Source organism: uncultured Merdimonas sp. (assembly GCF_963929015.1).
Lineage (GTDB): Bacteria > Bacillota > Clostridia > Lachnospirales > Lachnospiraceae > Merdimonas.
Genome location: NZ_CAWVHE010000014.1, coordinates 43,815 through 68,552 on the forward strand (window position 1 = coordinate 43,815; position 24,738 = coordinate 68,552).

A 24,738-nucleotide genomic window follows, 5' to 3' on the forward strand; every position below is an offset into this window, starting at 1 on the left:
GCTAAAAAGAAAAATAATCATTAAGAAAAAATGAACTTTTTGAAACTTTCAGTCATCCCGGCCGTCATTTTCAAGCTTCAGGATGTCTTCAATACCACATTCCAGGCAGTCGCAGATCTTGGCAAGCGTGTGAAGATCCACCCTTACCACCTTATTTTTGCAGTAATTATTTAACTGTGTTCTCTGCAGCCTGCAGGCATAGCATAACTGTGTCTTGCTCACGCCTTTGCTGGCCAGTACCTGCTCCAGATCAATCCTTATCGTGCTCATACTCTCACCATACCGTTTCTTTTGTTAAAGTATACCCATTATTTTATTGAAAAAATAGATATATTAACCTACACTGTAAGTAATTACACTGTATCTTCTATGAAAGGATTTCGTAAGGATTTTTTATGAACCGCTGGAAATTTTACCGAAAACTGTATCTGACCGCCGGCCTTCTTTTTTGCGCTCTTACGCTCTTCCTCTCCATCGAAACGGCTCCCTGCCAGGTCATGGCTTCCTCCGTATTTACTTCCTCCGGTCTTACAGAAACAGACCTTACGGTGGTGATGCACACGCTGCTCCCCGTCCGCCAGGAGGAAATTGCCAGAGAGGTGATCAAGAAGCACCGAAATATCAACAACCCCCGCGGGCAGGCTTTCTATTCTCTAAAGCTCTACCGCACGGGGGTGCATTATCATTTACATATTTTGTATGATACCATACGCTGTGATGCGTCCGGGCGTCTTCTATGAAGTCCCGGCGCCGCCTGCCTTTACAGCCGGTACAGATCTTTTGCATTCTGCCAGGTCTGCGCCGTCACTTCTTCCGGAGAAACCTGTTTGATCCTTGCGATCTCTTCCGCCACGTAAGAAAGGTATAACGAAGAGTTGCGTTTTCCCCGGAAAGGCACAGGAGCCAGATACGGGCAGTCCGTTTCCAGTACGATGGACGACAGGGGAACCGCCTCTACCGTTTCTTTGAGTTTTCTGGCGTTTTTAAATGTGACAACGCCTCCCACTCCGATGTAGAATCCCATTTTTACATATTCTTTCGCCATCTCGGCGGAATACGAATAGCAGTGGATCACGCCGGTCAGATCGCCGGCGTGTTTTTTCATGATCTCCATGGTGTCCGCCGCCGCTTCCCGGCTGTGGATGAGAACCGGAAGATCCACCTCCCGCGCCAGTTCCAGCTGACGCTCAAACCAGTAGATCTGCTGTTCCCTCGATTCTTTGTTCCAGTAATAATCCAGGCCGATCTCGCCGACCGCCAGCACCTTCGGATCCTGACAGAGGATTTTCATTTCCTCCAGCCTGGCTTCATTAAGGCCGCCCACCTCGTCCGGATGCACGCCCACCGCCGCGTACATGAAGGGATACGCCCGGGCCAGCTCAATCACCCGGCGGCAGGACTCGTAGGAAGCGCTGACGTTGACAATGGCTCCGACGCCTCCATTTTCCATGGAAGAAAGGAGCGCTTCCCTGTCCCCGTCAAACTGCTCGTCGTCATAATGGGCATGGGTGTCAAAGATCATAACAGTTCTGCCCTCTGCTCTTCCGGTGTCTTCATAGACAGAAGCGCCGGCGCGATGTCAAATACTGTGCGGGCTCCGCTCTCGCCTTTTTTCGACAGACGGTACGCCGCTCTTGCATAAGCCACCAGCACGCTTGCCGTAAACTCCGGATTAGAATCCAGCTTCAGAGAATATTCGATCACATGTCTGCTGCCCTCAGTTCCCGTCTCGCCGGTACGGATCACAAATCCGCCGTGAGGCATCTGGCTGTGCTGCTCCTTCAGTTCCTCCTCAGTGATAAAAGTTACAGTCGTATCATATTCGTCAAAGTAATTGGGCATGGTCTTGATAGCCTCTTCGATGGCTTTTAAGTCCGCGCCTTCCTCCGGCACGACATAGCATTCCCGCAGGTGCTTCTCCCGGGTCGTAAGAGACGGTTCGCTTCCGCTTCTTACACGGTTTACCGCATCCTCGATCGGCACCGTATACTGAATGGCATTCTTCACACCCTCGATCCGGCGGATCGCATCTGAATGTCCCTGGCTGACGCCCCTGCCCCAGAAGGTGTAAGTGCTTCCCTGCACCAGGATAGACTCCGCATACAGACGGTTCAGAGAAAACATACCCGGATCCCAGCCTACAGAAATAATACTCACATTTTCCCCGGCCTTCGCAGCCTGATCCACATTTGCAAAATACTCCGGAATCCTTGCATGGGTATCAAAACTGTCGATCGTGTTAAAATCCGCAGCGATCTGCGGTCCCATCACCGGAAGATCCGTAGCAGAGCCGCCGCAGAGGATCATCACATCCACCTCGCCCTTCATCGCCTTCATATCATCCATGGACTTCACAGCCGCTGTCTTTGTCTCGATCTTCACAGACGCCGGATCTCTTCTGGTAAACACAGCCGCCAGCTCCATATCCTCATTGCGGGCAATCGCCTTTTCCACACCTTTTCCAATATTACCATAACCTACAATACCAATTCTAATCTTATCCACAATGTTATCCTCCTTTAATCCACATTTTCCACAACACCTTTCATTGGGGACGGGGGATTTCTGGAAATCCCCCGTCCCCAATGATTAGCTGATCTGCGCCCCTGCGGGCATTTCTTTTTCTGGTGTCATCAACGCCAGCCTGCCGTCTGCGTCTTCCGCGCACAGAAGCATGCCTTCGGACAGTACGCCTGCCAATTTGGCCGGTTTTAAATTGACCAGCACCATGACTTTTTTGCCCACCATTTCTTCCGGGGTGTAGTGGGCTTTGATGCCGGATACGATCTGTTTTACCTGGCTGCCGATCTTAACCTGGGAGCAGAGAAGTTTTCTGGACTTCTTTACTTCTTCGCAGGCTATGATCTCGCCTACCTGGAACTGCATTTTCTCGAAGTCTTCGAAAGTGATCTCCGGCTTTGCCTCGATGTCGATGACGGCTTCTTCCTTCGCCGCGCCGTCTGCCCCGCCGTCTGCGTCTGCCGCGCTGTCGTCTGCGCTATCTGCCGCGGGATGCAGTTCTTCGACTTTTTTCATAACTTCATTAAGATCCAGTCTTGCGAACAGGATCTCCGGTTTCTCTGTGACTTTTCCGTCGCCCAGCTGCTCCAGGATCTTAACGGAAGTGTCCGGCATGAAGGACGCCAGTTCTTTTGCGCCGACTTTGATGCTTTCGATCAGATGTGCCAGCACGGTTTCCAGCCGGTCTTTTTTCGCCTCGTCTTTTGCCAGTACCCAGGGCGTGGTCTCGTCGATGTATTTGTTGCACCGTTTGAAGAGATTGAAGATCTCGGTGATGGCGTCTGCCACCCGGAGCTTATCCATCTTTTCATCCACTTTTCCGGCCAGCCCTTCGGTCATGGCTTTCAGATCGTTGTCGAATCCTTTTTCCGTCTCGTCGGCCGCGCCTTTATCTGTAACCACTCCGCCAAAATATTTGTTGGTCATGGAAATTGTCCGGTTCACCAGGTTGCCCAGCGTATTGGCAAGGTCTGCGTTCATCCGCTCTACCATCAGTTCCCAGGTGATCACGCCGTCATTGTCAAATGGCATCTCATGCAGCACAAAATAACGCACCGCGTCTACGCCAAAGAAATCCACCAGTTCGTCGGCATACAGCACATTTCCCTTGGACTTGCTCATCTTGCCGTCCCCCTGCAGAAGCCATGGGTGTCCAAATACCTGTTTTGGCAGCGGCAGATCCAGCGCCATCAGGAAGATCGGCCAGTAAATGGTATGGAACCGGATGATATCCTTTCCGATCAGATGGAGATCCGCAGGCCAGTTTTTCTTGAACAGTTCGGAACTTTCTCCGTCGCAGTCGTAACCGATGCCGGTAATGTAGTTGGTGAGGGCGTCCAGCCACACGTAAACCACATGCTTGGGATCAAAATCCACCGGCACGCCCCAGGTAAAGGATGTTCTGGACACGCACAGATCCTGCAGTCCCGGAAGCAGGAAGTTATTCATCATCTCATTTTTCCGGGATACGGGCTGGATAAACTCCGGATGCTCGTTGATATAATCGATCAGCCGGTCCGCATATTTACTCATACGGAAGAAATAAGCCTCTTCTTTGGCAGGCTTCACTTCACGGCCGCAGTCCGGACATTTGCCGTCCACCAGCTGGGACTCTGTCCAGAACGACTCGCAGGGCGTACAGTAAAGTCCCTCATAAGAACCTTTGTAAATGTCTCCCTGCTCATACAGCTTTTTGAAAATCTTCTGTACCTGTTTTTCATGATCCTTATCCGTGGTCCGGATAAATTTATCGTAAGAGGTGTTCATAAGATCCCAGATATTTTGAATCTCGCCTGCCACCCCGTCCACGAATTCCTGCGGAGTGACTCCCGCCTCTTCTGCCTTCAGCTCAATCTTCTGTCCGTGCTCATCGGTTCCTGTCTGGAAGAACACGTCAAAGCCGCGGCTTCTTTTGTACCTTGCGATTGCATCCGCCAGAACCGCCTCATAGGTGTTGCCGATGTGCGGCTTCCCGGAGGTATACGCAATGGCAGTCGTAATATAATACTTCTGCTTTTCCATAACACATTCTCTCCTTTTCCACAAAATAAAAAAACTCTGATCTTTCCATATTAGTAGAAATATCAGAGAAGACGGGATCTCTCCCGTGGTACCACTTCTGTTCGTCTTTCGCCTCGCGGCCGAAAGACCTTGGCAAGTGCCCTGCTATTTTTCAAAACATTTTTCAAGACATTTTTCAAAATATTTTCCAGGACACCTTCCGCGATAAAGGGCGGACCCTTTGCCGGCTTACCTGCTTAGCCGTTCCAGGCACAATCTCTGTACCCGAAGCATGCCGCACACTGTGCCGCGCACACCTCTTCAACGACGCCGCAAGGCTCACCCGCACCGCTCAAAAGCCATCTTCCGCCGGTTTCGTCATCCGTTCCTCTCAGCATTCCGGAACTTCTCTGTAAGATCCTTCGCCGGCATACTCTCTTTTTCACAGCGTTTCCTGATTTTAATAATACTAAGCCGCAGACATCTGCCGCCTGCTACGTCTCAAATCGTAGCATAAAAAAAGGCGGGATGTCAAGGACTTTCCCTATTCCTGCTTCCCATCTGCTGCTCTTCCACGCAAAAGGGGATTTTGCCGGCGCCTTTTCCACCGGAAAATCCCCTTTTCCTCTATCCTGCGTTGCTGGCCGCGATCTTTACCCGGCTCCACAAATCGCTGATGATCTTTTTGGTATCTTCATTATAGACGAATACCTCGTCATTTTCATTGTCAGTCCGCGGAATGTAAGCATTGATGCCCTCGTAATCTCCGCCCTCGCCGGACAATGCGTCCATGACCTCCTGGTTTGCGGAAGTATATCCCACATAACTGGAGTTATCATACGCCCCGTCATACTCGCTGGCATAATTGATAAATGCATGGGCCAGCTCCGGGTTCTTGGCGTTCTTCGGGATCACCATGGCGTCTGACCACAGGTTGGTCCCGCTCTCCGGCATATAGTATCCCATGTCCGGATTTTCCGCCATCACATAAGACGCATCTCCGGAATAGATCAGTCCCAGCGCTTTTCTTCCCTGGGCCATGTTGTCAATGATCTCGTCGGTCACGATCTCCGTATCCATGGTCTCCACGCACTGTACCAGCCAGTCATAGGCCTCCTGAAGCTCCTGCTCATTCTCTGTATTCATCGAATATCCCAGAGCTTTCAGCGCCATCATAAAGGAATCTCTCTCCGAATCATAGAGATACACATCCCCTTTATACTTTTCATCCAGGAAAATGTTGAATCCTTCTTTTTCCAGGTCTTCTAAGTCCACCTTGTTCTTGTCATAGACGATTCCCACGGTTCCCCAGAAATAAGGAACAGAATACTCATTTCCCGGATCATAGGGAAGGCCTTTCACCGCGTCTGCCAGAAGATCCATGCAGGTGATCTTCTCCGGATCCAGCTTCTGAAGCAGATCTTCCTCAATGAGCCTCTGGATCATATAATCGCTGGGCACCAGGATGTCGTAGGACTCCCCGTTTGCCACCTTGATATACATCTGCTCATTGGAATCAAAGTTCTCCATGACCACAGATGCGCCGGTCTCTTCCTCAAAGTCGCCGATGATATTTTCGCCGGTGTACTCACCCCAGTTGTAGATGTGCAGGGTCTGTCCTTCAAAGGGCCGGTTGGAACCGCCGCCTCCAAGGTTCACCGCGCAGATCCCCACTGCCGCTGCCGCAAATACAGCTGCCGCCGCAGGCAGAAGTCTTCTTCTTTTTCCCACAGTCTCCGCCTTCCTGCTCTTCGCCGCAAGGATGGGCGCCAGGTTGATCAGAACAAGCACAATGGTGATGATCACTACCACCAGGGTGGAAATGGCGTTGATGCTGGGGTTGACCCGCTTGCTCATGGTGTAGACCACGATACTTAAGTTCTTGACGCCTCTTCCTGTTACAAAATAGGAAATGATAAAATCATCCACTGACATGGTAAATGCGATCAGCGCCCCGGACACGATGCCCGGCGTGATCTGTGGAACGATCACCTTGGTAAGCGCCTGCCAGGGCGTCGCGCCAAGATCCATGGCTGCGTCCGCCAGGTTGGGATCCAGGCTGCGGATCTTTGGCATTACCGACAGGATCACATAAGGGATACAAAAGGCAATGTGAGCCAGCAGCATGGTCATGTAGCCTTTTTCAATCTTAAATGTGATAAACAGCAGCATAAAACCGATGGCTGTTACAATCTCCGGATTCATCATGGGCAGATTGTTTACCTGATCCATCACATTCCGGATCACCTTCTTAGACTTGCTAAGCCCGATGGCGGAAATGGTTCCCACTACCGTAGAGATAAACGTGGCCAGGATGGCGATGCTGAACGTGGTATACAACGCTTCCATCATATCCTGGGATTCCAGCATGTGCCGGTACCAGCGCAGGGAAAATCCGGTAAAGCTGGTCAGGGATTTTCCGTCATTGAAGGAGAAAATAATCATATATCCAATGGGAAGATAGAAAAACAGGATCATCAGGATCATCAGAATCTTCCCAAAAGGCCGTTTTCCTTTGTTCATCCGATTACTCCTCCTTTCCGCCCTGGTTGCGGATCTCGATCTTGCGGACCGCCATCATCAGAAGCATCATGATCACAGCCATGATCATAGAGATGGCGCTGCCGAAGTTCCACTCGCCAACCGTGATAAACTGGTTTTCGATCATATTTCCGATGAGGAAATACTGTCCCCCGCCCAGAAGCTTGGGGATAAAGAAGGAGCTGACTGCAGGCAGAAATACCAGGGTGATGCCATTGATCACACCCGGCAGGGACAAAGGCAATGTCACCCGCCCGAAGGTCTGCACCGGCCCTGCTCCCAGATCCGCGCTGGCCTCCAGAAGCGAATGATCCATCTTGCTTAAAGAGGTCTGGATCTGCAGGATCATAAACGGCAGGAAGTTATATACCATGCCAAGAAGCACGGCCCCTTCCGTGTATAAAAGTTCCCCGTCCCCCAGGCCGAAGAGGCTTAAGATCCTCTGGATCAGGCCGCCTTCGCTTAACAGGCCGATCCAGGCATAGGTGCGAACCAGCATGTTGATCCACATGGGGATGGTGATGCATAAGATCAGGATATTCTGCACTTTTTCCCGGCTGCGGGCAATAAAATATGCCACGGGATAGCCGAGGATCAGACAGATAATGGTGGTCTTAACCGCGATCAGGAGCGAACGCCAGAGGATCAATAAGAAATCCTGGTCGGTAAAAAATTTGACGTAATGCTCCAGTGTAAAGGAAAAGGAGATGATGCTGTTGCCGGGCTCCATCACGGAATACAGCGCGATCAGAGCCATGGGGAGCACCAGCATCAGCGCCGCCCATACAAGATACGGCCAGGCCAGCTGTGAAAAGCGTTTCACGTTTTAATACCCCGTCCTGGACATAACATGGATGTCTTCCGGGAAGAATGTCAGGCCGACCTCCTGACCCACTTCGGAATAATCCGTGGTATGGATCTTAAACTCCCGTCCGGTGGTCCAGAAGGTAATCGGATAAATGCCCTCCTTCATGTTCTCCGGATCAAAATCATAATCCACACTGATGTCCACACTCTGCTCTTCATCACTGAGTTTCCATCCCTGGGCATTGGCCCAGGTCTTAAGATCTGTATCCAGAGCCTGAGACTCTGTAATCTCGTCTACAGTCTTGATAAAGTTAAAGGCCATGACCGCTTCATTTGCCTTCTCATTTTTCACGAAAGGCTGGTCCACTACAAAGATGGTCCGCTCTACTTTGGTGCCGCCTGCGGTTGCAAACACTACCGGATACTGGCCTTCTTCTTTTGCCACTTCGTACTCCAGTTTTGCGATGGATATGTACTCGTCTGTCTCAGGATCCCAGGCCTGGGCATTGGCGCGGGCAATGACTTCTTTATCGTCCAGCTCTTCCACATCGTCGATATCCACATAGAAGTTGCTGGCGCTGATCATTTCCTTGCCGTCCTCGCTGGCCACGTCATGATTCTGGATGACACGCATATTGACCGTCACGCTGGTTCCGGGAACCGTCTCCACGATAATCTCATAATGCACACCCTTAAACAGCACGCTTAACACCTCTCCGGTCATCTTGCCGTCTTTGACGTCCACAATATCAATATCCTCCGGACGGATCACCACGTCCACCGGCTCTTTCTCTTTGAATCCAAAGTCCACACAGTCAAAGGTAATGTCGTCAAACTGTACCTTGTAATCCTCCAGCATGAGTCCCTTCAGGATGTTGCTCTCGCCGATAAAGTTTGCCACAAACCGGTTGGAAGGTTCATTGTAAATGTCCTCCGGAGTGCCCACCTGCTGGATCTCGCCGTGATTCATTACCACGATCTTGTCAGACATGGTAAGCGCCTCTTCCTGATCGTGGGTTACAAAGATAAAGGTAATGCCTACCTCCTGCTGGATCCGCTTCAGCTCGTACTGCATTTCCTTTCGAAGCTTCAGGTCCAGCGCAGCCAGCGGCTCGTCCAGCAGCAGCACCTTCGGCTCGTTGACCAGGGCTCTGGCAATCGCCACCCGCTGCTGCTGTCCGCCGGATAAAAGGGTGGTATTCTTATCTTCAAATCCTTCCAGTCCGATGAGACGCAGCATCTTCATGACCTTCTGATCAATGATGTCCTTACTCATCTTCTTGATCTTCAGCCCGAACGCAATATTTTCATAGACACTCAGATGGGGAAACAGGGCATATTTCTGGAATACCGTGTTTAACTCCCGCTCATAAGGGGGCTTTTTACTGATCTCTTCTCCGTCAAAGATCACGCTTCCCTCATCTGCGTCCAGGAATCCCCCCAGGATCCGCAGAAGGGTCGTCTTACCGCACCCGCTGGGCCCTAAGAGGGTTACAAATTCATTTTCATAAATATCCAGATTCACGCCTTTTAAGACAATCTGGCCATCAAAGCTTTTTACGATATTGCGAAACTCGATCAGCTTCTTCTCTTCCATCTCACATCTCCTCTCACTCTCATTCGTTTCTATCCTCACGATCAGAACATGGGCGGCGTGGTGATCCAGAGGATCTTTGCCTCCGTACTGCCGTGATTGTACAGGTAGTGGCTTCTGGATCCATCTATGTAAAAGGTCTCCTTTGCCTTTACCCTGTACTTTTTGCCGCCCTGCACGATGGTCACCGCTCCTTTCAGGACATAGCCAAATTCTTCCCCCTGGTAGGCGGATATGATCTGGCTCTTTTTGTGGGGATGCAGCGTAAATAAAATGGGCTCCATCTCATTTTTCTGTGCGTTTGGCACCACCCACTCGATGGTGTAGTCCTCCTGCTCATCCACAAAAAAGTCCTGTGTCTGAAATACGATCTGTGATTCTTCCTCCTCCCGGAAGAACTCTGACAGGTTGCTTCCCAGCGCCTCCAGGATATCCTGAAGTGTGGCAATACTCGGCGTAGTCAGGTTACGCTCCACCTGCGAAAGGAAGCCTTTGGTAAGTTCGCTCCTGGATGCAAGATCCCCCAGTGTCAGATCATTCTGCAGACGCAGCTCTTTTAATTTTTTTCCGATATCCACACTTTCACCTCCGGTTTTCTAATACTATACTTTTAGTTAAAAATTAGCGAACTAATCACATTATACACAGGCGGAAAAATATTGCAAGATGTTTCCGTAATTTTTCTTTTATTTAGCACAAAAAACCGGCGGCAGGGATTTTACATTCCCGCCGCCGGTTTTTCTTTTTATATCTTCTTTTTACAGATATCGGCAAGACAGCACTGGTCGCAACGCGGTTTTGTCCGGGCCGTACAGACGTCCCGCCCGTGATACACCAGCCGGTGGCAGAAATCGCTTCCCTCTTCCGGGGGAATGATCTTCCACAGTTCCATCTCTACCTTCTTCGGATCTTTGATGCCGTCCACCAGCCCCATCCGGTTGACCAGACGGATGCAGTGGGTGTCCGTAACGATCGCCGGTTTCCCGAACACATCGCCCATGATCAGATTGGCGCTCTTCCTGCCCACCCCGGGCAGCTTCAACAGCGCGTCGAAATCATCCGGCACATGATCGTCGTATTCCTCATGGAGGATCTTCATGCAGGCGCTGATATCCCTGGCCTTGCTTCTTCCGAGACCACAGGGCCTTACGATCTCTTCAATATCGCCAACGTCCGCCGCTGCCAGAGAGGCCACGTCCGGATATTTTTCATAAAGTCCTTCCACAACTACATTGACTCTGGCGTCCGTGCACTGGGCTGCCAGCCGGACGCTGACCAGAAGCTTCCAGGCCTGGTCATAATCCAGGGTGCATCCGGCGTCCGGATATTCTTCTTTCAGACGCTGGATGATCTCCAGTGCCAGCGCCTTCTTTGCCTTTTGTGTCATAAGATTCTCCTCTTTTGTCTCCCTTTATTTGTTCCCGTCGCTTAGCGTCACCTTGATGTAATCATGATGCACCGCTTCCAGATATTTTCCGAATACGTCTTCTGTTTTCAGCCGGATGCTGGAGGTGTTGACGCAGGGGTGGCAAGCGTACCATGGCCTCCCAAGAAGCTCTTCGTCCACCAGAAGCTGCACCTGATTCTCCGGATCAAAGATCAGCCCCATGATCGTGGCCGATCCCGGTGTTACGTTTAACAGCCGTTCCATATCCTCACCGGAAGCAAAGGACAGACGGGACGAGGGGATCTGCTTCGACAGCTCCCCGGTCTTAAGCGCTTTCTCTCCCGGCAGTACCAGCAGATAGAAACGGGTCTTCTGCCGGTTGCACAAAAAGAGGTTTTTGCAGATCTCGATCCCCAGCGATTCGTCCACTTCCTGACAGGCTTCAATGGTCATCACCGGCTCATGATCCACTCTGTCGTACGCAATCTTAAGAGAGTCTAACAGATCATAGACTCCCCGCTCTTTTTCCTCTCTACCTTCCAGGCTCTCAGGCCTTCCCTGATACACTTTCATACGCTGTCCGGCCTCCTGATGTCTTAGATTTCGATCAACTCATATTCCTGGGTGCCGATGCCGATCTTCTCTGCATGCTCCAGGCAGCTTTTCCAGTTGGTCTCCGGCGCAGAATCTGTAAAATGATCATGATGTACATGGGGCATCCGATCCAGCTGACTGTCCGCAATCACCGGCTGGCGGTTTACCGCATCCGCGCAGGCGCGGTCCAGCGCCACCGGATCAAAGGAAGCAAACATTCCCACATCCGGAACGATGGGGATATCGTTTTCTGCATGGCAGTCGCAGTTGGGGGATACGTCAATGACCAGGCTGACATGGAAATGCGGCCGGTCTTTTAAAACTGCCAGGCTGTATTCCGCAATCTTGCAGTTCAGGATATCATTGGACTCGTCGCTTGCCGGCCGCACCGCGTCTTTGGGACAGACGCCAATACAGCGGCCGCAGCCTACGCATTTATCATGGTCAATGGAAGCTTTGCGGTCCGTAATGGACGGCGCGTCGTGGGCACAGACCCTGATACAGTTGCCGCAGCCGATGCAGTTTTCCTGCTTTACATACGGCTTGCCGGCGCTGTGCATCTCCATCTTTCCTGCCCGGGATCCGCAGCCCATACCGATATTTTTCAGCGCTCCGCCAAATCCCGTGGCTTCATGTCCTTTAAAATGGTTCAACGTCAAAAATACGTCCGCGTCCATAACGGCGCGTCCGATCTTTGCTTCCTTTATATATTCTCCGTCAATAGGCACCAGTTCTTCATCCGTTCCCTTCAGCCCGTCCGCGATGAGCACATGACAGCCTGTGGAAAACGGGGAAAACCCGTTTTTATACGCGGAGTCCAGGTGATCCAGGGCATTCTTTCTTCCGCCTACATACAGGGTATTGCAGTCGGTAAGAAACGGTTTCCCGCCCAGCTCTTTTACCAGGTCTGCCATTACCGCCGCATAGTTGGGCCGGAGGAATGCAAGATTCCCCGGCTCTCCAAAATGCATCTTGATCGCAGTATACTTGTTTTCAAAATCAATGTCAGCAATTCCTGCTGTTTTCATCAGCCGCCGCATTTTCTGAGGAAGATTTTCCTGAAAGGAAGCCCTCATGTTCGTAAAGTATACCTTTGATTTTTCCATTTTCATTCCTTCTTTCTGAAACTATTTTTAGAATCTTTCTTCACTCCACTCCAGGATGGTTCCGGAATTGGCGTCGATCTCAAAGTCATATTCCATACCGTTGTAAATAATGTCGCCTTCGTATTTGTATACGCCGTCGTCCAGGTCAAGCTCCATGCGGATATCCTGCTCGGTGGCTCCGGATACTCTGGAAAGCGCGGTCTCGATTGCCTGTTCCCGGCTGACTGCTACATTCGCATTTCCCGTCTGGGGATTTGTCTGTCCCTGATTACTGTTTTGTCCGTTGTTCTGAGTGTTCTGGCCGTCATCCTGCACATTGTTCTGAGCGTTCTGTCCATTCTGACTGGTTGTATCATCGGCTCCACTCTGACCGTTGCTCTGCACCCCGGATCCCCCCCGGTTCTCTGTCTCGGAGCTTAAGATCGATCCGTCCGATGCCTGAATCTCGTAATCATATTCGGTATTATCCACATCAAACTGGATCTCATAGACTTTTCTTCCGTCGTCCCGGTCCTCCGAAACCTTCAGCCTGGTGGTGTCGGATTCGCTGACTCCTGCATCGTTGAACGCTGCCTCCAGAGCCGCGTCTCTTCCGATATCCTTGCCGGAGCACCCTGTCACGATGCCTGCTGCCGCCAGTGTTAATACAGTGATTGCTAATAATTTTTTCATAGTTTATTCTCCCTTTCTGTCTTTTATTTTTCTGTTATTTTGTTCTTGTTGAGGTTACTATAACCTGCAAAGATTAAAGGAAGATTAAAAATAAAATTAATTTTTTCTTTTTTGATCATACGACAGGCCAGGAGATAAGGCTAAGGCACAGCGGTCAATCTTCCACGCCTTCACTTTCAAAGAACTGTGTAACAGTCATGCTTTTTGGATGTTCCATATCCATACTCAAAAAATCTTTATCACCAGTGAGGATAATGTCCACATCCGACACAATGGCCGCATTTAAGATCGGCTGATCTTTTGCATCACGTATCAGCTTTTCCGCATGGTCTACCGCAGGGATTAACTCATAAGACATCTCTGCCAGCAATACTTCCGCATCCGGAAGATACTTTGGTGCTTTCCGCCCAAGAATATCTCGCAACTCTGCAATATTGCGATCACACAGAACCATTTCGTGATGATCCGCAATATAGAATAACGCCCGCGCCGGTTTGGAACGAGGGAAAACCAATGCAGAAAACAAGATGTTTGTGTCTACCAATATCCGCATTTTACCGTCCCTTTCCATAACGCACTTCGTCTACAAGTGCCTGAATATCGTCCTCGCTGGACACACCCAGTTCTTCGGCTGCTCCGGCAAAAGCGGCCTGTGCTTTTCGGATAGCCGCAGCAGAAGCGTTACTGACAACAATCTCCCCATTCTGCTTTTGGAAAAACAGAATTTTATCGCCTGATTTCAACCCAAGCTGTCGCCTGATTTCTACCGGCACAGTGATTTGGCCATTTGCAGAAATTTTCGCCAGATTCATACCATTCACCCTTTCTATTCTTTAGAATTCAAGTTTTCTTTACTTCTGTCTATATTATATCCCCTGTATCAGGGAAAGTAAACTCGTCCCTGTAAAAAGAATCTCTCTTTTTCATCATCTGGGCAGTATTACAAGAAACCGGCTGCCTTCGCCAAACCGGCTCTCCAGCCGGATCTCTCCCCCATGCGCCTGTGCGATCCACCGCGCCATGGAAAGTCCAAGGCCGGAGTGATTGCCTTCTGTCCTGGAAGGATCTGCCCGGTAAAACCGTTCCCAGATCCTCTCCTGGTCTTCCGGACGGATACCGATACCGTTGTCCTCCACCTGGCAAATAATCTCCTGCTCCGAAGCGGTCAATTTCACGCAGATCCGGCACTTCCCCTCCGGCTTCCGGTAGGCGACTGCATTAGACAGCAGATTCTCCAGCAAGCGGATATATAAGGTCTCATCCACACAGGCCCGGATCCCCGGCATGATCTCCCGGCAGATCTCGATCTCTGGATCTGTCTCTGCCGCCACCATCTGCTGCTCTTCTGTGATCACCTGGGTCAGCTCGCTTAAGTCCAGTTCTTCCTTCTGAAGCGGCTGTCTGCCCTGGTCTGCCCGGGATAAAAACAAAAGCTGCCCGATCATCCCCGACATTTCCCTTGCCTTTCTTTCGATCAGCCGGATCTGGTTCTTCTGGTCTTCTGTGAACGTCTCGTCCGACAGGCACTCTCCGCACTGTGCCAGGATCACACTGACCGGCGTGCGAAGCTCATGAGATACATCGGAAGTAAACTGCTTTTCCCTCTGAAATGCCTCTTCCAGCTGGGCCAGCATCTGATCAAACGTTTCCGCCAGCTGGCAGATCTCGTCCCGGTTCTTCCCGCCGCTTTCCGGTACGCCCACGCGCCTGGAAAGATCCGCGTCCGCCCGGATCTTCTGCACCGTAGCGGTGATCCTGCGGACCGGAAGAAGCGTCCTTCTGGTAAAACGATAGCCAATGAAAGCAGTTGCCAGCACCATGGCCGGCAGAAGGATCAGCGCAAGACGTAAGGTCACCCGGTAGCTTTCCTCCGCCGCCGTTACGGACGTAACGCCACGGATGAAAACCGTCTTCTCCTGAGACAGACGGAATGACATGTCGTACACATACCAGCTGGTATTTCCGTCCCGGATGGTCTCTACCTGCCCGTCCCGGATCTCCGGCCGGCTGTCAAAGCCGTGGGGATTTCTGCCCAGAAGAAAATATCCGGTCTCATCATACAAAGACAGATACACATTATCCTCCACCGAATAAAAATCCTTATTCACCGCAGGAACGCCATCCCTAAGTCCCACATCGTCCGTACTGTTCTGCACCTGTCTCTCCAGCTTTGCTCTTGTGGAAGACAAAACCTCTCTGCTGCTTAAGGAAAACAGGATCGCAAGAGCCGCGCAGGTCACCAGGATCATAAAGAACGTATACAGCATTGTCAGTTTTACTTTCAAAGATAACCGATTCATCCTTATCCCCTCACATCCTTATCCTTCCCGCAGCACATATCCTGCGCCCCGGACGGTATGGATCAGCTTCTGCTCCTGTCCCTCATCAATCTTTCTTCGGAGATAGCGGATATATACATCGATCACATTCGAGCCCCCTGCATAATCAAAATTCCACAAATGCTCCTCCAGCCGTTCTCTGGAAAGAACAATCCCCGCATTCTGTGCCATATAGCGGAGCAGCGCATACTCTTTGCCGGATAAACGGATCTCTTTTCCGCCTCTTTTTACCTGGTGTGTATCCGTATGGATTTCCAGATCCCCCACCCGCAGACAGGCGTCCGCCGCCTGTTCCGGTTTTCTAAGGAGCACCCGGATCCTGGCCAGCAATTCTTCACAGGCAAAGGGCTTGATCAGATAATCATTGGCTCCGGCGTCCAGTCCGGCCACCCGGTCTTCAATACTGTCCTTTGCCGTCAAAAGCAGCACCGGCGTCTGATCGCCGTTTCTTCGGATCTGGCGGAGCACCGACAGCCCGTCCTTTTTCGGCATCATAATATCCAGCACTACCGCATCATAGCGGGCGCTTCTTAAATAATCCAGCGCCTCTTCCCCGTCAAAGCAGGCGTCCACACTGTAATGCTCTGCCTTGAGCCTGGAACTGACAATCTGATTCAGATCTTTCTCATCTTCTGCAATCAAAAGCCTCATGGCATTTCACCCTTTCACTGGTTTTAGTATAGAGGAACCGGTCTGAAAAGTAAAGTTCTGCATATATATGTAAAAAACTCCAAAAGGTGTACTATGTCCAAAAAAAGGATCATCCTGATCTTCTCTTCTCTTGCAGGCCTTCTCTTTTTGTGTGCCTGCATTTTCTGGTGTTTTTTTCAGAACGAAGACCAACGGTTTGAAGCGTTTGCGTCTTCCTTTTTCCGGCAGGAATTATCCGGAAACACCCTGAACCTCCACTATACACTCAAAGACCCTGCTACATTTGACCTGGAGGATCTTCCCGTTTCCTTAGGGGCTTACAACTGCGATGCCAGAGAACTGTGCGTTTCCCTGGAAAATATGCTCTGTCAGATGGAGGAATTTAATCGCAGCCGGCTCTCTTCGGATAACCGGCTCACCTATGACGTCCTCCGCGATTACTTATCTTCTTCTTTAAAGACGGCGCCCTTTCTTCTCTACGAAGAGCCCCTGTCTCCTCTGACAGGCATGCAGTCCCAGCTTCCCATCCTGCTTTCTGAATATCCCTTTTATGACAGGCAGGATGTAAAGGATTATCTTACGCTTCTTAGCCAGGTGCCGGACTATTTTTCTTCGATCCTGGCATTTGAAAAAGAAAAAGCGGACGCAGCTCTTCTGCTGCCGGCTTCCTGCATCGATACTCTGACAGAAGAGTGCCGCGCCTTTCGGGAAACCGGCGACGACTGCTATCTCTACGACGCCTTTGAAAACCGGCTGGAAGATCTGCGTCTTTCTGAAAAGGAGGAAAACGCCTTTCTGGAACAGCACCGGCAGGCCATGGAACAATCAGTTTTCCCGGCCTATTCTATGCTGGCAGAAGGCATGTCCGCATTAAAAGAAAAATCCGTCAATGAAAAAGGTCTTAACGGACTGCCGGAGGGCAAAGCGTATTACCAGGCTCTGGCAGCCGCGGAAACCGGAAGCTCCCGCTCCATCCCGGAACTAAAGGAACTGACGGTCCGGCAGATGAACGAAGATCTCACAGAGCTCCAAAAGCTGTATCAGGATTCTGAAAACAGGATCTCTTCCTCTCCTTCCTCAGATCGCTTCCGCACGCAGGGATATGCTCTTTCGGACTCCAATCCTGCTTCTATCCTTACCACCCTGGCCGGGAAGCTAAAAGGTGATTTCCCTTCTCCCCCTTCCGCATCCGTCACGGTCAAATATGTCCAGGAGTCTCTGGAAGCATATGTAAGCCCTGCTTTTTATATGATCCCGCCCATTGACAACACACAGGAAAATGTCATCTACATCAACCGTGGGCACATGCCCGATGATCTGACTCTTTTTACCACCCTGGCTCATGAGGGCTATCCCGGGCACCTCTATCAGACGACTTACTACCAATCCACAGATCCGCACCCGGTACGAAGCCTTCTAAATTACGGAGGGTATACAGAAGGCTGGGCCACTTATGCAGAAATGCTTAGCTGGTACTATGCGCCCATTTCCAAAAAAGACGCAGCTCTCCTTCAGAAAAACAGCTCTCTGATCCTTGGGATCTACGCTCTGGCAGACATGGGCATCCACTACGACGGCTGGTCCCTTTCCGATACTCTGGTCTTTTTCCAAAGCTACGGGATCACAGACGCAGACGCGGTGAAGGACGTCTATGAACGGATTGCGGCAGATCCGGCCAACTATCTGAAATATTACATTGGCTATGTAGAATTTCTGGAACTGAAAAAGGATGCCGTAAAGGACTGGGGAAAGGATTTCTCGCAGAAACGCTTTCACCGCAAAGTCCTGGAAATCGGTCCGGCATCCTTTGATCTGCTGCGAAATTATCTCTTCTGACCGTATTCTGACCGTTTACATTTTTCCGGCAAGAACCACGCTGGCCGCAAGTCCTGCAAAGGTGGCCAGCAAAGCGCCGGGAAGCGTATAGCGGGTTCTGGTCACCCTGGCTGCCATAAAGTAAACACTCATGGTATAAAAGATCGTCTCTGTGCAGCACATGCTGATGGATGCGGCAAGCCCAAGGAAGGAATCCGTCCCGTATTTTTTATAGAGATCCAGCAAAAGTCCGGTGGCTGCAGAGGAAGAGAACATTTTCACCAGGGAGAGCGGGACCAGCTCTCCCGGAAATCCCAGCCGCCCGGACACTTTGCCGATCATCCCGGCCAGAAAATCCAGAAACCCGGATGCCCGCAGAATTCCTACAGCCACCAGAAGTCCGATCAGTGTAGGCAGGATCTTAAGTACCGTCAAAAATCCCTCCTTTGCCCCTTCCGTAAAGGCATCGTACACCTTTACCCCCTTACGGATCCCAAACGCCAGGATTCCAAAAATCAGAAGCGGCACGATCATATTGGAAATATACAAAAAAGCCTTCATTTCTTCATCCTTTCCCGGTTTCGCTATAGTATCATCCTATGAAAAAAGCAAAAACCATATGATTGAAAATCCTGTCCGGAAGGTCTATACTGCTTATTAGAAGGTTGAAACAAAGCGGGGATGTTTATGATTGGGAATAGGACAAAGGAACGAGACAGAAACACTCAGGAACGACAGGACTTCGGAACCGGCAGCGTCTCCGGGGCAATTCTAAGACTTGCCATCCCCATGACCCTGGCCCAGCTGATCAATGTTCTCTACAGCGTGGTGGACCGCATCTACATCGGCCATCTGCCCCATACCTCCACCGAAGCCCTCACCGGCATCGGTCTGGCCCTGCCGGTGATCACTATGGTCACCGCATTTTCCAGCCTGTTCGGGATGGGCGGAGCCCCCTTATTTTCTATAGAAAGAGGCAGGGAAAATCTCCCCAAAGCACAACGGATCATGGGAAATTCTTTTTCCATGCTTCTGATCACAGGCGTACTCCTCTCTGTCTTCTGTTATATCTGGAAAAAACCTTTGCTGTATCTTTTTGGCGCCAGCGACACCACCTTCCCCTATGCAGACGCCTATCTTTCCATCTATCTTCTGGGAACCATTTTTGTCATGGTAAGCCTTGGAATGAACAACTTTATCAACGCTCAGGGCTTTGGCGTTACCGGCATGCTGACGGTCTCCATCGGAGCCGTCCTGAACCTGATCCTGGATCCGGTCTTTATCTTTGTCTTTCATATGGGCATCCGGGGAGCGGCCCTTGCCACCATTCTGTCCCAGTTTGTTTCTGCAGTGTGGGTCTTCCGGTTCCTGACCGGAAAAAAAGCGATCATTCCTCTGACAAAATCCTCCATGCGGCTGGACGGTCAGCTGGTCAAAGACATCTCTGTCCTTGGCACCTCCGGATTTATCATGTCCGTAACCAACAGCGCGGTGCAGATCATCTGCAACTCTACCCTGCAGCAATACGGCGGGGATCTGTATGTGGGGATCATGACAGTCATCAATTCCGTGCGGGAAATCCTGAATATCCCGGTCAACGGCCTCTCCAACAGCGGCCAGCCGGTCATGAGTTTTAACTACGGAGCCCGCAAGTACGACCGGGTAAAGGCGGCCATCCGCTTTATGACCATTTCCTGCATCATCTTTACCCTGGCGATCTGGGCACTGATCTTTTTCTTCCCTCACGCCTTTATCCGGGTATTTAACAGTGACCCGGCTCTGCTGAAATACGGAGTTCCCTCCCTGCACATTTATTTCTTCGGGATCTTTATGATGGCTCTTCAGTTTGCCGGACAGTCCACCTTTGTCGCTCTTGGCTACTCCAGGCACGCCATCTTTTTCTCCCTGCTTCGCAAGGCCGTCATTGTCATACCGCTGACCCTGTGGCTGCCCACCGTAGCCGGACTTGGCACCACCGGTGTCTTCCTGGCAGAGCCCATCTCCAACTTTGTGGGAGGTATCGCCTGCTTTGGCACTATGATGTTTACAGTATGGCCACGGCTTGGCCGGGACAACGCTTCCAAAGAGCAGGCCTTAAGATCCTGACATAAAAACGCTCCTCTGTGCATAGATATCCAGTAAACACGGATCTGTGCCGGGAGCTTTTTCTATGTTAAATTATCTCTGGGCAGGCATGATCTTTGTAGGGATCCTGTACGCCGCCTTTACCGGGCGTATGCCGGAGGTTACCAACGCCGCCATTGATTCCTCCAAAGAAGCCGTCTCTTTGTGTATTACCATGATGGGCGTCGTATCTATGTGGATGGGGATCATGCAGATCGCCGCAGACGGCGGCATCATCGCCTCCGCTTCCAGGCGTCTGCGCCCGCTGATGCGCTTTTTATTTCCCGGTCTTCCGTCCGGACATCCGGCAGAAGACTATATCGCCACCAACTTTATCGCCAATTTTCTGGGCCTTGGGTGGGCGGCCACGCCTGCCGGTCTAAAGGCCATGGAGGCCCTGAAAGACCTGGAGGACAACCGGCGAAAGGGACGGCTTCCCGGTCCCGTACGCAGAAAAGACGCCGCGAGCAATGAAATGTGTACCTTTCTGGTGATCAACATTTCTTCTATCCAGCTGATCCCGGTAACTGTCATCGCCTACCGCAGCCAATACGGAAGCGTCAATCCGGCCGCCATCACAGGCGCTGGAATCCTGGCCACGATCATAAGTACAGGAGCGGCGATCCTGTTTTGCAAAATGATGGATCAAAAAAAGAACTGACGGATCCTTCGGTCCATCAGTTCTTTTTTACATCTTTTACTCAATATCCCCAGGCTCCAGCCTCTTTTGCTTCAATTTCAGATACACGATCTCCCGGAACAGGGCATAGACCACAGACACGATGGGGATAAAGATCAACATTCCTATGATTCCCATCAGACTGCCGCCGATGCTGACCGCAGCCAGCACCCAGATGGAAGGCAAGCCAACCGATCCGCCTACCACATGAGGGTAGATCAGGTTGCCTTCGATCTGCTGCAATACCAAGAACAGCACAACAAAGCCAAGAGCCTGGAGCGGATTTACCATAAAGATCAGAAATGCTCCGATCACGCACCCGATAAATGCCCCGAAGATCGGGATCAGCGCCGTCACCGCGATCACGATCCCCACCAGCAGCGCGTAGGGCAGTCTTAAGACTGTCATGGCAACCACAAACATACTTCCCAGGATCAACGCTTCTACACACTGTCCGGTAAGAAAACTGGAAAATGTCCGGTTTGTCAGAGACAATACTTCCAGCGCTGCCTCTGCCCGGCTCTTTTTCATAAAAGCAAACATCACCCGTTTACACTGTCTGGTCAGTTTTTCCTTTTGCAGCAATATATAGATAGAAAATACAAATGCGATGAAAAAGGTCGTCAGTCCGCTGACAATACTTCTGGCTGCGGTAATGGTGGAGTTCAGCACATTTCCCGCTCCCTGGGTAAAGAAATTGATCCCGGTATCCACAATCTTGTTCCAGTCAAATTTCAGATCATTGATCCAGACAAGCATATCCGGATTGTCGTGAAAAAGATCTCTCGCCCAGCCCTGCAGCTTCGGAAGAAACCGCTGGATATTTTTCCCCAGATTAATAAATGTCTCGCCCAGCTGCGGCACCAGCACCAGCATAACCAGCGCGATCACGCCGATCACGCCAAGCAGTACCAGCAGCATACTTACAGGCCTTGCCAGTTTCTGCAGATATTTTTTCCCTTCGATCCGCTCCGGCCGGAAAAGATGCCTCTGAATAAAATTCATAGGCACGTTCAGCACAAATGCGATCGCCCCTCCCAGAAGGAAGGGGAAGATCACATGAATGATAAACCGGAGCACATCCAGGATTATGTCATACCGCCAGAAACACAGAACCACCAGCGCAGCGAAGACGATCAGTCCCCGGATTCTTTTTACCACTTCATCGTTAAATTCCATACGTCATCATCCTATTTTAAATGTTCTCTGATCCACTTCATCAGCTGAATGATCGGCAGGTTCAAAAGTGCAAGGCCATACACGATCAGAAGGTGCGCGCCGTCCAGCGTATATACACTGAACAGATTGTGGAGTCCCGGGATCATCAGTACTCCTGTGATCAGGAGAAGTCCCAGTACAAATGCGCCGATCAGATAAATATTGTTGAAAAATCTCTTTGTAAAGATTACCGGCTTGTTGGATTTGCAGTTAAATCCATGCACAAGTCTGGAGGTACAAAGCGTACCAAACGCCAGAGTGCTTCCCAGCAGGCTTCCGCTCTCGTTTAATCCGATCAGGAAAGCGATGGTGGTCATCGCGCCGATACACAAACCTTCTGTACCGATCCGCGCCAGATAATCCTTTGTCAGGATAGACTCGTTCATCGGACGGGGTTTTTCGTTCATCACATCCCTGGAGTGCGGCTCCAGTCCCAGCGCGATGGCCGGAAGACTGTCTGTCAACAGGTTGATAAACAGCAGATGTACCGGTGCAAACGGAACCGGCAGGCCCACGATGGAGGCGAAGAGTACCGTAAGGATCGCTCCAAAGTTTCCTGACAGCAGGAACTGGATCGAAAACTTAATGTTCCGGTACAGGTTCCGTCCGTTTTCCACTGCTTTTACAATAGTTGCAAAGTTATCATCTGTCAAGACCATAGCGGCCGCATCTTTGGAAACTTCTGTTCCGGTAATTCCCATCGCGACACCGATATTTGCCTGTTTCAGGGCCGGTGCGTCATTGACGCCGTCTCCTGTCATGGCCACAATATTTCCGCGGTCCTGCCATGCCCGGACGATACGGATCTTATGCTCCGGTGAAACACGGGCATAAACAGAAATCTTCGGAACAAACTCCTGCAGCTCTTCGTCTGACATATTTTCAATCACAGCGCCCTCGCAGGCCTCTGACTCATCTTTCAAAATACCGATACGCTTAGCGATCGCAGCAGCAGTGATCTTGTGGTCTCCAGTGATCATGATCGGCTTAATGCCAGCCTGAATACACTCGGCAACCGCTGCTTTAGACTCCTCTCTTGGCGGATCCATCATGGCGATCAGACCAAGGAAGGTCAGGTCATTTTCATCCTCCAGCGAGATCGCCCGATCTTCTTCCATCTCTTTATATGCAAATGCAAGTACCCGCAGGCCGTCTCTGGAGAACTCCAGGTTCTGCGCCTCAATCTCCGCCTTTCTCTCTGCAGTCATGGGCTCTACGGTCTCGCCGCGGCGGATATGGGTCATTCTGGTCAGCAGGACGTCTACCGCGCCCTTTACGACCATGACATGTCTGCCGCTGAAAATATGAGCCGTAGACATCAGCTTACGGTCACTGTCAAACGGGATCTCCGACTTTCTGTCATATACATCCCGCACCTCAAAGGCCTCTCTTCCCAGTCTGCTTCCCAGATTGATCAGAGCGGTCTCTGTAGGATCTCCGATCTCCTGTCCATTTGCATTGGAAGAGTCGTTGCAGAGGATACTGAAGTTCAGAAGTCTTTCCTGATTCGGATCATTCAGATTGATCTTGGCTACCGGGATCCGTTTACCATCTACATAATAATCTTCCACAGTCATCTTATTCTGTGTCAGTGTACCTGTTTTATCAGAACAAATGATGGATACGCTGCCCAGTCCCTCTACTGCCTGCAATTTACGAATGATCGCATGCTCCCTGGCCATTTTCTGGGTACCGAAGGAAAGTACGATCGTTACGATGGAGCTTAACGCCTCCGGGATTGCTGCTACTGCAAGGGCAACAGCAAACAGGAAGGCGTCTCCCGGCTGATCCCCTCTGAAAATACTGATTCCAAAAAGGATGGCACAGAAAACGATGATCAGGATGGAAAGTTTCTTTCCAAAATCATCCAGATTGATCTGGAGAGGCGTCCGCTTTTCAGAAGTATTCTTTAACAGACTTGCGATCTTTCCTACTTCTGTCCCCATACCGATGCCAGTCACTTCAAATGCGGCGCGTCCGTAGGTGACAAAGCTTCCGGAAAATACCCGGTTGGTCTGATCTCCAAGAGCCGCTCCTTCCGGCACTTCCTCCAGAGACTTTTCTACCGATAAACTCTCTCCTGTCAGGGCGCTTTCGTCTACTTTCAGGCTGGCGCACTCGATCAGTTTTCCATCTGCCGGCACACAGTCTCCCGCCTCCAGCAGCACCCGGTCGCCAATGGTAACTTCTCTGGACGGGATCTGTTTTACCACTCCGTCACGGATGACTTTTGCCTCCGGCGCAGACATCTGCTTGAGCGCGTCCAGAGACTGTTCCGCCTTTAATGTCTGCACAGTTCCCAGGATCGCATTCATGGTGATTACCACCAGGATTACAATGGCGCTCTCAAAGTTGCCAAGAAATCCGGATACGATTGCCGCGATGATCAGTATAATTACCAGAAAGTCCTTATACTGTTCCAGAAAAATCTGCAGCGTGCTTTTCTTCTTGCCTTCCACCAGCTCATTAAAACCATATTTTTCCTGGTTTTGTCTGGCCTGTTCACTTGTGAGCATATTTGTTTTCTCCTCTCTCTTTTGCAATAGGATAAAAAAAAGACCCCTATTGCACACTTCTTGTTATGCAATAAAAGTCTCACCTTTTCATTGCGATACGGATGATCCCTCATCGTACTGACGTATTCGCAAACGCCGGTTCTGCCACTTGTATCCAACAGAAGCAGGCAGGTG

Annotated in this window: 23 protein-coding genes and 1 pseudogene; 4 read left to right on the top strand and 20 right to left on the bottom strand. The window is 50.7% G+C overall.

What is annotated here, in order from left to right:
• Window positions 1–48: 48 nt before the first annotated feature.
• Window positions 49–270: a helix-turn-helix transcriptional regulator gene (locus tag ABGT54_RS10230; RefSeq protein WP_346664014.1), complete on the bottom strand. Its 222-nt coding sequence runs from the start codon at window positions 268–270 to the stop codon at window positions 49–51.
• Between the two features lie 125 nt (window positions 271–395).
• Here ABGT54_RS10230 and ABGT54_RS10235 point away from each other — a divergent pair, with 125 nt between their 5' ends.
• Window positions 396–740 (top strand): hypothetical protein, encoded by a 345-nt coding sequence (locus ABGT54_RS10235; RefSeq protein WP_346664015.1) that lies wholly within the window; start codon window positions 396–398, stop codon window positions 738–740.
• A 20-nt stretch (window positions 741–760) separates the two neighbouring features.
• On the opposite strand, the gene ABGT54_RS10240 is transcribed toward ABGT54_RS10235, so the two are convergent.
• The 16 genes and pseudogenes from ABGT54_RS10240 to ABGT54_RS10315 all read right to left on the bottom strand — a co-directional run bounded on the left by ABGT54_RS10240 (window position 761) and on the right by ABGT54_RS10315 (window position 16,212).
• The gene (locus ABGT54_RS10240) at window positions 761–1,522 is read right to left on the bottom strand and encodes a TatD family hydrolase (protein ID WP_346664016.1); all 762 of its coding nucleotides are present in this window, start codon (window positions 1,520–1,522) and stop codon (window positions 761–763) included.
• Window positions 1,519–2,505 carry a diaminopimelate dehydrogenase gene (locus ABGT54_RS10245; protein WP_346664017.1) on the bottom strand — a complete coding sequence of 329 codons (987 nt, stop codon included), beginning with the start codon at window positions 2,503–2,505 and terminating at the stop codon, window positions 1,519–1,521. The genes ABGT54_RS10240 and ABGT54_RS10245 overlap by 4 nt, the downstream gene beginning before the upstream one ends.
• 84 nt (window positions 2,506–2,589) lie before the next feature.
• Window positions 2,590–4,593 (bottom strand): methionine--tRNA ligase, encoded by a 2,004-nt coding sequence (metG, locus tag ABGT54_RS10250; protein WP_346664047.1) that lies wholly within the window; start codon window positions 4,591–4,593, stop codon window positions 2,590–2,592.
• Window positions 4,594–4,778: 185 nt separating this feature from the next.
• Window positions 4,779–4,919, bottom strand: a complete 141-nt coding sequence (locus ABGT54_RS10255) for a hypothetical protein (RefSeq protein WP_346664018.1) — start codon at window positions 4,917–4,919, stop codon at window positions 4,779–4,781.
• Between the two features lie 229 nt (window positions 4,920–5,148).
• Window positions 5,149–7,044, bottom strand: coding sequence for an extracellular solute-binding protein (locus ABGT54_RS10260; protein ID WP_346664019.1), 1,896 nt, complete (start codon window positions 7,042–7,044; stop codon window positions 5,149–5,151).
• A 4-nt stretch (window positions 7,045–7,048) separates the two neighbouring features.
• Window positions 7,049–7,885: an ABC transporter permease subunit gene (locus ABGT54_RS10265; protein ID WP_204909129.1), complete on the bottom strand. Its 837-nt coding sequence runs from the start codon at window positions 7,883–7,885 to the stop codon at window positions 7,049–7,051.
• Between the two features lie 501 nt (window positions 7,886–8,386).
• Window positions 8,387–9,466: pseudogene (locus ABGT54_RS10270) on the bottom strand (ABC transporter ATP-binding protein); the annotation flags it as partial.
• 41 nt (window positions 9,467–9,507) lie between these two features.
• A complete protein-coding gene (locus ABGT54_RS10275; protein ID WP_346664020.1) occupies window positions 9,508–10,041 on the bottom strand; it encodes an XRE family transcriptional regulator in 534 nt (177 codons plus the stop codon).
• A 167-nt stretch (window positions 10,042–10,208) separates the two neighbouring features.
• Window positions 10,209–10,850 (bottom strand): endonuclease III, encoded by a 642-nt coding sequence (gene nth / locus ABGT54_RS10280; RefSeq protein WP_346664021.1) that lies wholly within the window; start codon window positions 10,848–10,850, stop codon window positions 10,209–10,211.
• Window positions 10,851–10,874: 24 nt separating this feature from the next.
• Window positions 10,875–11,423 (bottom strand): prolyl-tRNA synthetase associated domain-containing protein, encoded by a 549-nt coding sequence (locus tag ABGT54_RS10285; protein WP_346664022.1) that lies wholly within the window; start codon window positions 11,421–11,423, stop codon window positions 10,875–10,877.
• A gap of 23 nt (window positions 11,424–11,446) precedes the next feature.
• The gene (locus ABGT54_RS10290) at window positions 11,447–12,550 is read right to left on the bottom strand and encodes a DUF362 domain-containing protein (RefSeq protein WP_346664023.1); all 1,104 of its coding nucleotides are present in this window, start codon (window positions 12,548–12,550) and stop codon (window positions 11,447–11,449) included.
• Window positions 12,551–12,577: 27 nt separating this feature from the next.
• Window positions 12,578–13,222 (bottom strand): PepSY domain-containing protein, encoded by a 645-nt coding sequence (locus ABGT54_RS10295; protein ID WP_346664024.1) that lies wholly within the window; start codon window positions 13,220–13,222, stop codon window positions 12,578–12,580.
• A 154-nt stretch (window positions 13,223–13,376) separates the two neighbouring features.
• Entirely contained in the window at window positions 13,377–13,793 is a 417-nt protein-coding gene (locus tag ABGT54_RS10300; RefSeq protein ID WP_346664025.1) for a putative toxin-antitoxin system toxin component, PIN family, read from the bottom strand.
• Window positions 13,777–14,034, bottom strand: a complete 258-nt coding sequence (locus ABGT54_RS10305) for an AbrB/MazE/SpoVT family DNA-binding domain-containing protein (protein WP_204909136.1) — start codon at window positions 14,032–14,034, stop codon at window positions 13,777–13,779. The genes ABGT54_RS10300 and ABGT54_RS10305 overlap by 17 nt, the downstream gene beginning before the upstream one ends.
• A 114-nt stretch (window positions 14,035–14,148) precedes the next feature.
• Window positions 14,149–15,522, bottom strand: coding sequence for an ATP-binding protein (locus tag ABGT54_RS10310; protein ID WP_346664026.1), 1,374 nt, complete (start codon window positions 15,520–15,522; stop codon window positions 14,149–14,151).
• An 18-nt stretch (window positions 15,523–15,540) separates the two neighbouring features.
• The gene (locus tag ABGT54_RS10315; RefSeq protein WP_346664027.1) at window positions 15,541–16,212 is read right to left on the bottom strand and encodes a response regulator transcription factor; all 672 of its coding nucleotides are present in this window, start codon (window positions 16,210–16,212) and stop codon (window positions 15,541–15,543) included.
• 93 nt (window positions 16,213–16,305) lie between these two features.
• Between ABGT54_RS10315 and ABGT54_RS10320 the strand changes: the two genes are divergently transcribed.
• Window positions 16,306–18,048, top strand: coding sequence for a DUF885 domain-containing protein (locus tag ABGT54_RS10320; protein ID WP_346664028.1), 1,743 nt, complete (start codon window positions 16,306–16,308; stop codon window positions 18,046–18,048).
• 15 nt (window positions 18,049–18,063) lie between these two features.
• Here ABGT54_RS10320 and ABGT54_RS10325 read toward each other — a convergent pair whose 3' ends face one another.
• Complete coding sequence (locus ABGT54_RS10325; RefSeq protein ID WP_346664029.1) at window positions 18,064–18,588, bottom strand: nucleoside recognition domain-containing protein; 525 nt, start codon at window positions 18,586–18,588, stop codon at window positions 18,064–18,066.
• 126 nt (window positions 18,589–18,714) lie between these two features.
• Between ABGT54_RS10325 and ABGT54_RS10330 the strand changes: the two genes are divergently transcribed.
• Entirely contained in the window at window positions 18,715–20,133 is a 1,419-nt protein-coding gene (locus tag ABGT54_RS10330; RefSeq protein WP_346664030.1) for an MATE family efflux transporter, read from the top strand.
• Between the two features lie 64 nt (window positions 20,134–20,197).
• Window positions 20,198–20,812 (top strand): nucleoside recognition protein, encoded by a 615-nt coding sequence (locus tag ABGT54_RS10335; protein ID WP_346664031.1) that lies wholly within the window; start codon window positions 20,198–20,200, stop codon window positions 20,810–20,812.
• 36 nt (window positions 20,813–20,848) lie between these two features.
• Here the strand turns inward: ABGT54_RS10335 and ABGT54_RS10340 are convergent, their stop codons facing one another.
• Window positions 20,849–22,009: an AI-2E family transporter gene (locus ABGT54_RS10340; protein WP_346664032.1), complete on the bottom strand. Its 1,161-nt coding sequence runs from the start codon at window positions 22,007–22,009 to the stop codon at window positions 20,849–20,851.
• A gap of 11 nt (window positions 22,010–22,020) precedes the next feature.
• Window positions 22,021–24,564 carry a cation-translocating P-type ATPase gene (locus tag ABGT54_RS10345; protein ID WP_346664033.1) on the bottom strand — a complete coding sequence of 848 codons (2,544 nt, stop codon included), beginning with the start codon at window positions 24,562–24,564 and terminating at the stop codon, window positions 22,021–22,023.
• Between the last annotated feature and the right edge of the window lie 174 nt (window positions 24,565–24,738).

Excerpts from the sequence above, each read along its gene's own strand:
- ABGT54_RS10230 (WP_346664014.1), bottom strand. The coding sequence starts at position 270 with ATGAGCACGATAAGGATTGATCTGGAGCAGGTACTGGCCAGCAAAGGC.
- ABGT54_RS10235 (WP_346664015.1), top strand. The coding sequence starts at position 396 with ATGAACCGCTGGAAATTTTACCGAAAACTGTATCTGACCGCCGGCCTT.
- ABGT54_RS10240 (WP_346664016.1), bottom strand. The coding sequence starts at position 1,522 with ATGATCTTTGACACCCATGCCCATTATGACGACGAGCAGTTTGACGGG.
- ABGT54_RS10255 (WP_346664018.1), bottom strand. The coding sequence starts at position 4,919 with ATGCTGAGAGGAACGGATGACGAAACCGGCGGAAGATGGCTTTTGAGC.
- ABGT54_RS10260 (WP_346664019.1), bottom strand. The coding sequence starts at position 7,044 with ATGAACAAAGGAAAACGGCCTTTTGGGAAGATTCTGATGATCCTGATG.
- nth (WP_346664021.1), bottom strand. The coding sequence starts at position 10,850 with ATGACACAAAAGGCAAAGAAGGCGCTGGCACTGGAGATCATCCAGCGT.
- ABGT54_RS10285 (WP_346664022.1), bottom strand. The coding sequence starts at position 11,423 with ATGAAAGTGTATCAGGGAAGGCCTGAGAGCCTGGAAGGTAGAGAGGAA.
- ABGT54_RS10290 (WP_346664023.1), bottom strand. The coding sequence starts at position 12,550 with ATGGAAAAATCAAAGGTATACTTTACGAACATGAGGGCTTCCTTTCAG.
- ABGT54_RS10295 (WP_346664024.1), bottom strand. The coding sequence starts at position 13,222 with ATGAAAAAATTATTAGCAATCACTGTATTAACACTGGCGGCAGCAGGC.
- ABGT54_RS10300 (WP_346664025.1), bottom strand. The coding sequence starts at position 13,793 with ATGGAAAGGGACGGTAAAATGCGGATATTGGTAGACACAAACATCTTG.
- ABGT54_RS10305 (WP_204909136.1), bottom strand. The coding sequence starts at position 14,034 with ATGAATCTGGCGAAAATTTCTGCAAATGGCCAAATCACTGTGCCGGTA.
- ABGT54_RS10310 (WP_346664026.1), bottom strand. The coding sequence starts at position 15,522 with ATGAATCGGTTATCTTTGAAAGTAAAACTGACAATGCTGTATACGTTC.
- ABGT54_RS10315 (WP_346664027.1), bottom strand. The coding sequence starts at position 16,212 with ATGAGGCTTTTGATTGCAGAAGATGAGAAAGATCTGAATCAGATTGTC.
- ABGT54_RS10320 (WP_346664028.1), top strand. The coding sequence starts at position 16,306 with ATGTCCAAAAAAAGGATCATCCTGATCTTCTCTTCTCTTGCAGGCCTT.
- ABGT54_RS10325 (WP_346664029.1), bottom strand. The coding sequence starts at position 18,588 with ATGAAGGCTTTTTTGTATATTTCCAATATGATCGTGCCGCTTCTGATT.
- ABGT54_RS10330 (WP_346664030.1), top strand. The coding sequence starts at position 18,715 with ATGATTGGGAATAGGACAAAGGAACGAGACAGAAACACTCAGGAACGA.
- ABGT54_RS10335 (WP_346664031.1), top strand. The coding sequence starts at position 20,198 with ATGTTAAATTATCTCTGGGCAGGCATGATCTTTGTAGGGATCCTGTAC.
- ABGT54_RS10340 (WP_346664032.1), bottom strand. The coding sequence starts at position 22,009 with ATGGAATTTAACGATGAAGTGGTAAAAAGAATCCGGGGACTGATCGTC.
- ABGT54_RS10345 (WP_346664033.1), bottom strand. The coding sequence starts at position 24,564 with ATGCTCACAAGTGAACAGGCCAGACAAAACCAGGAAAAATATGGTTTT.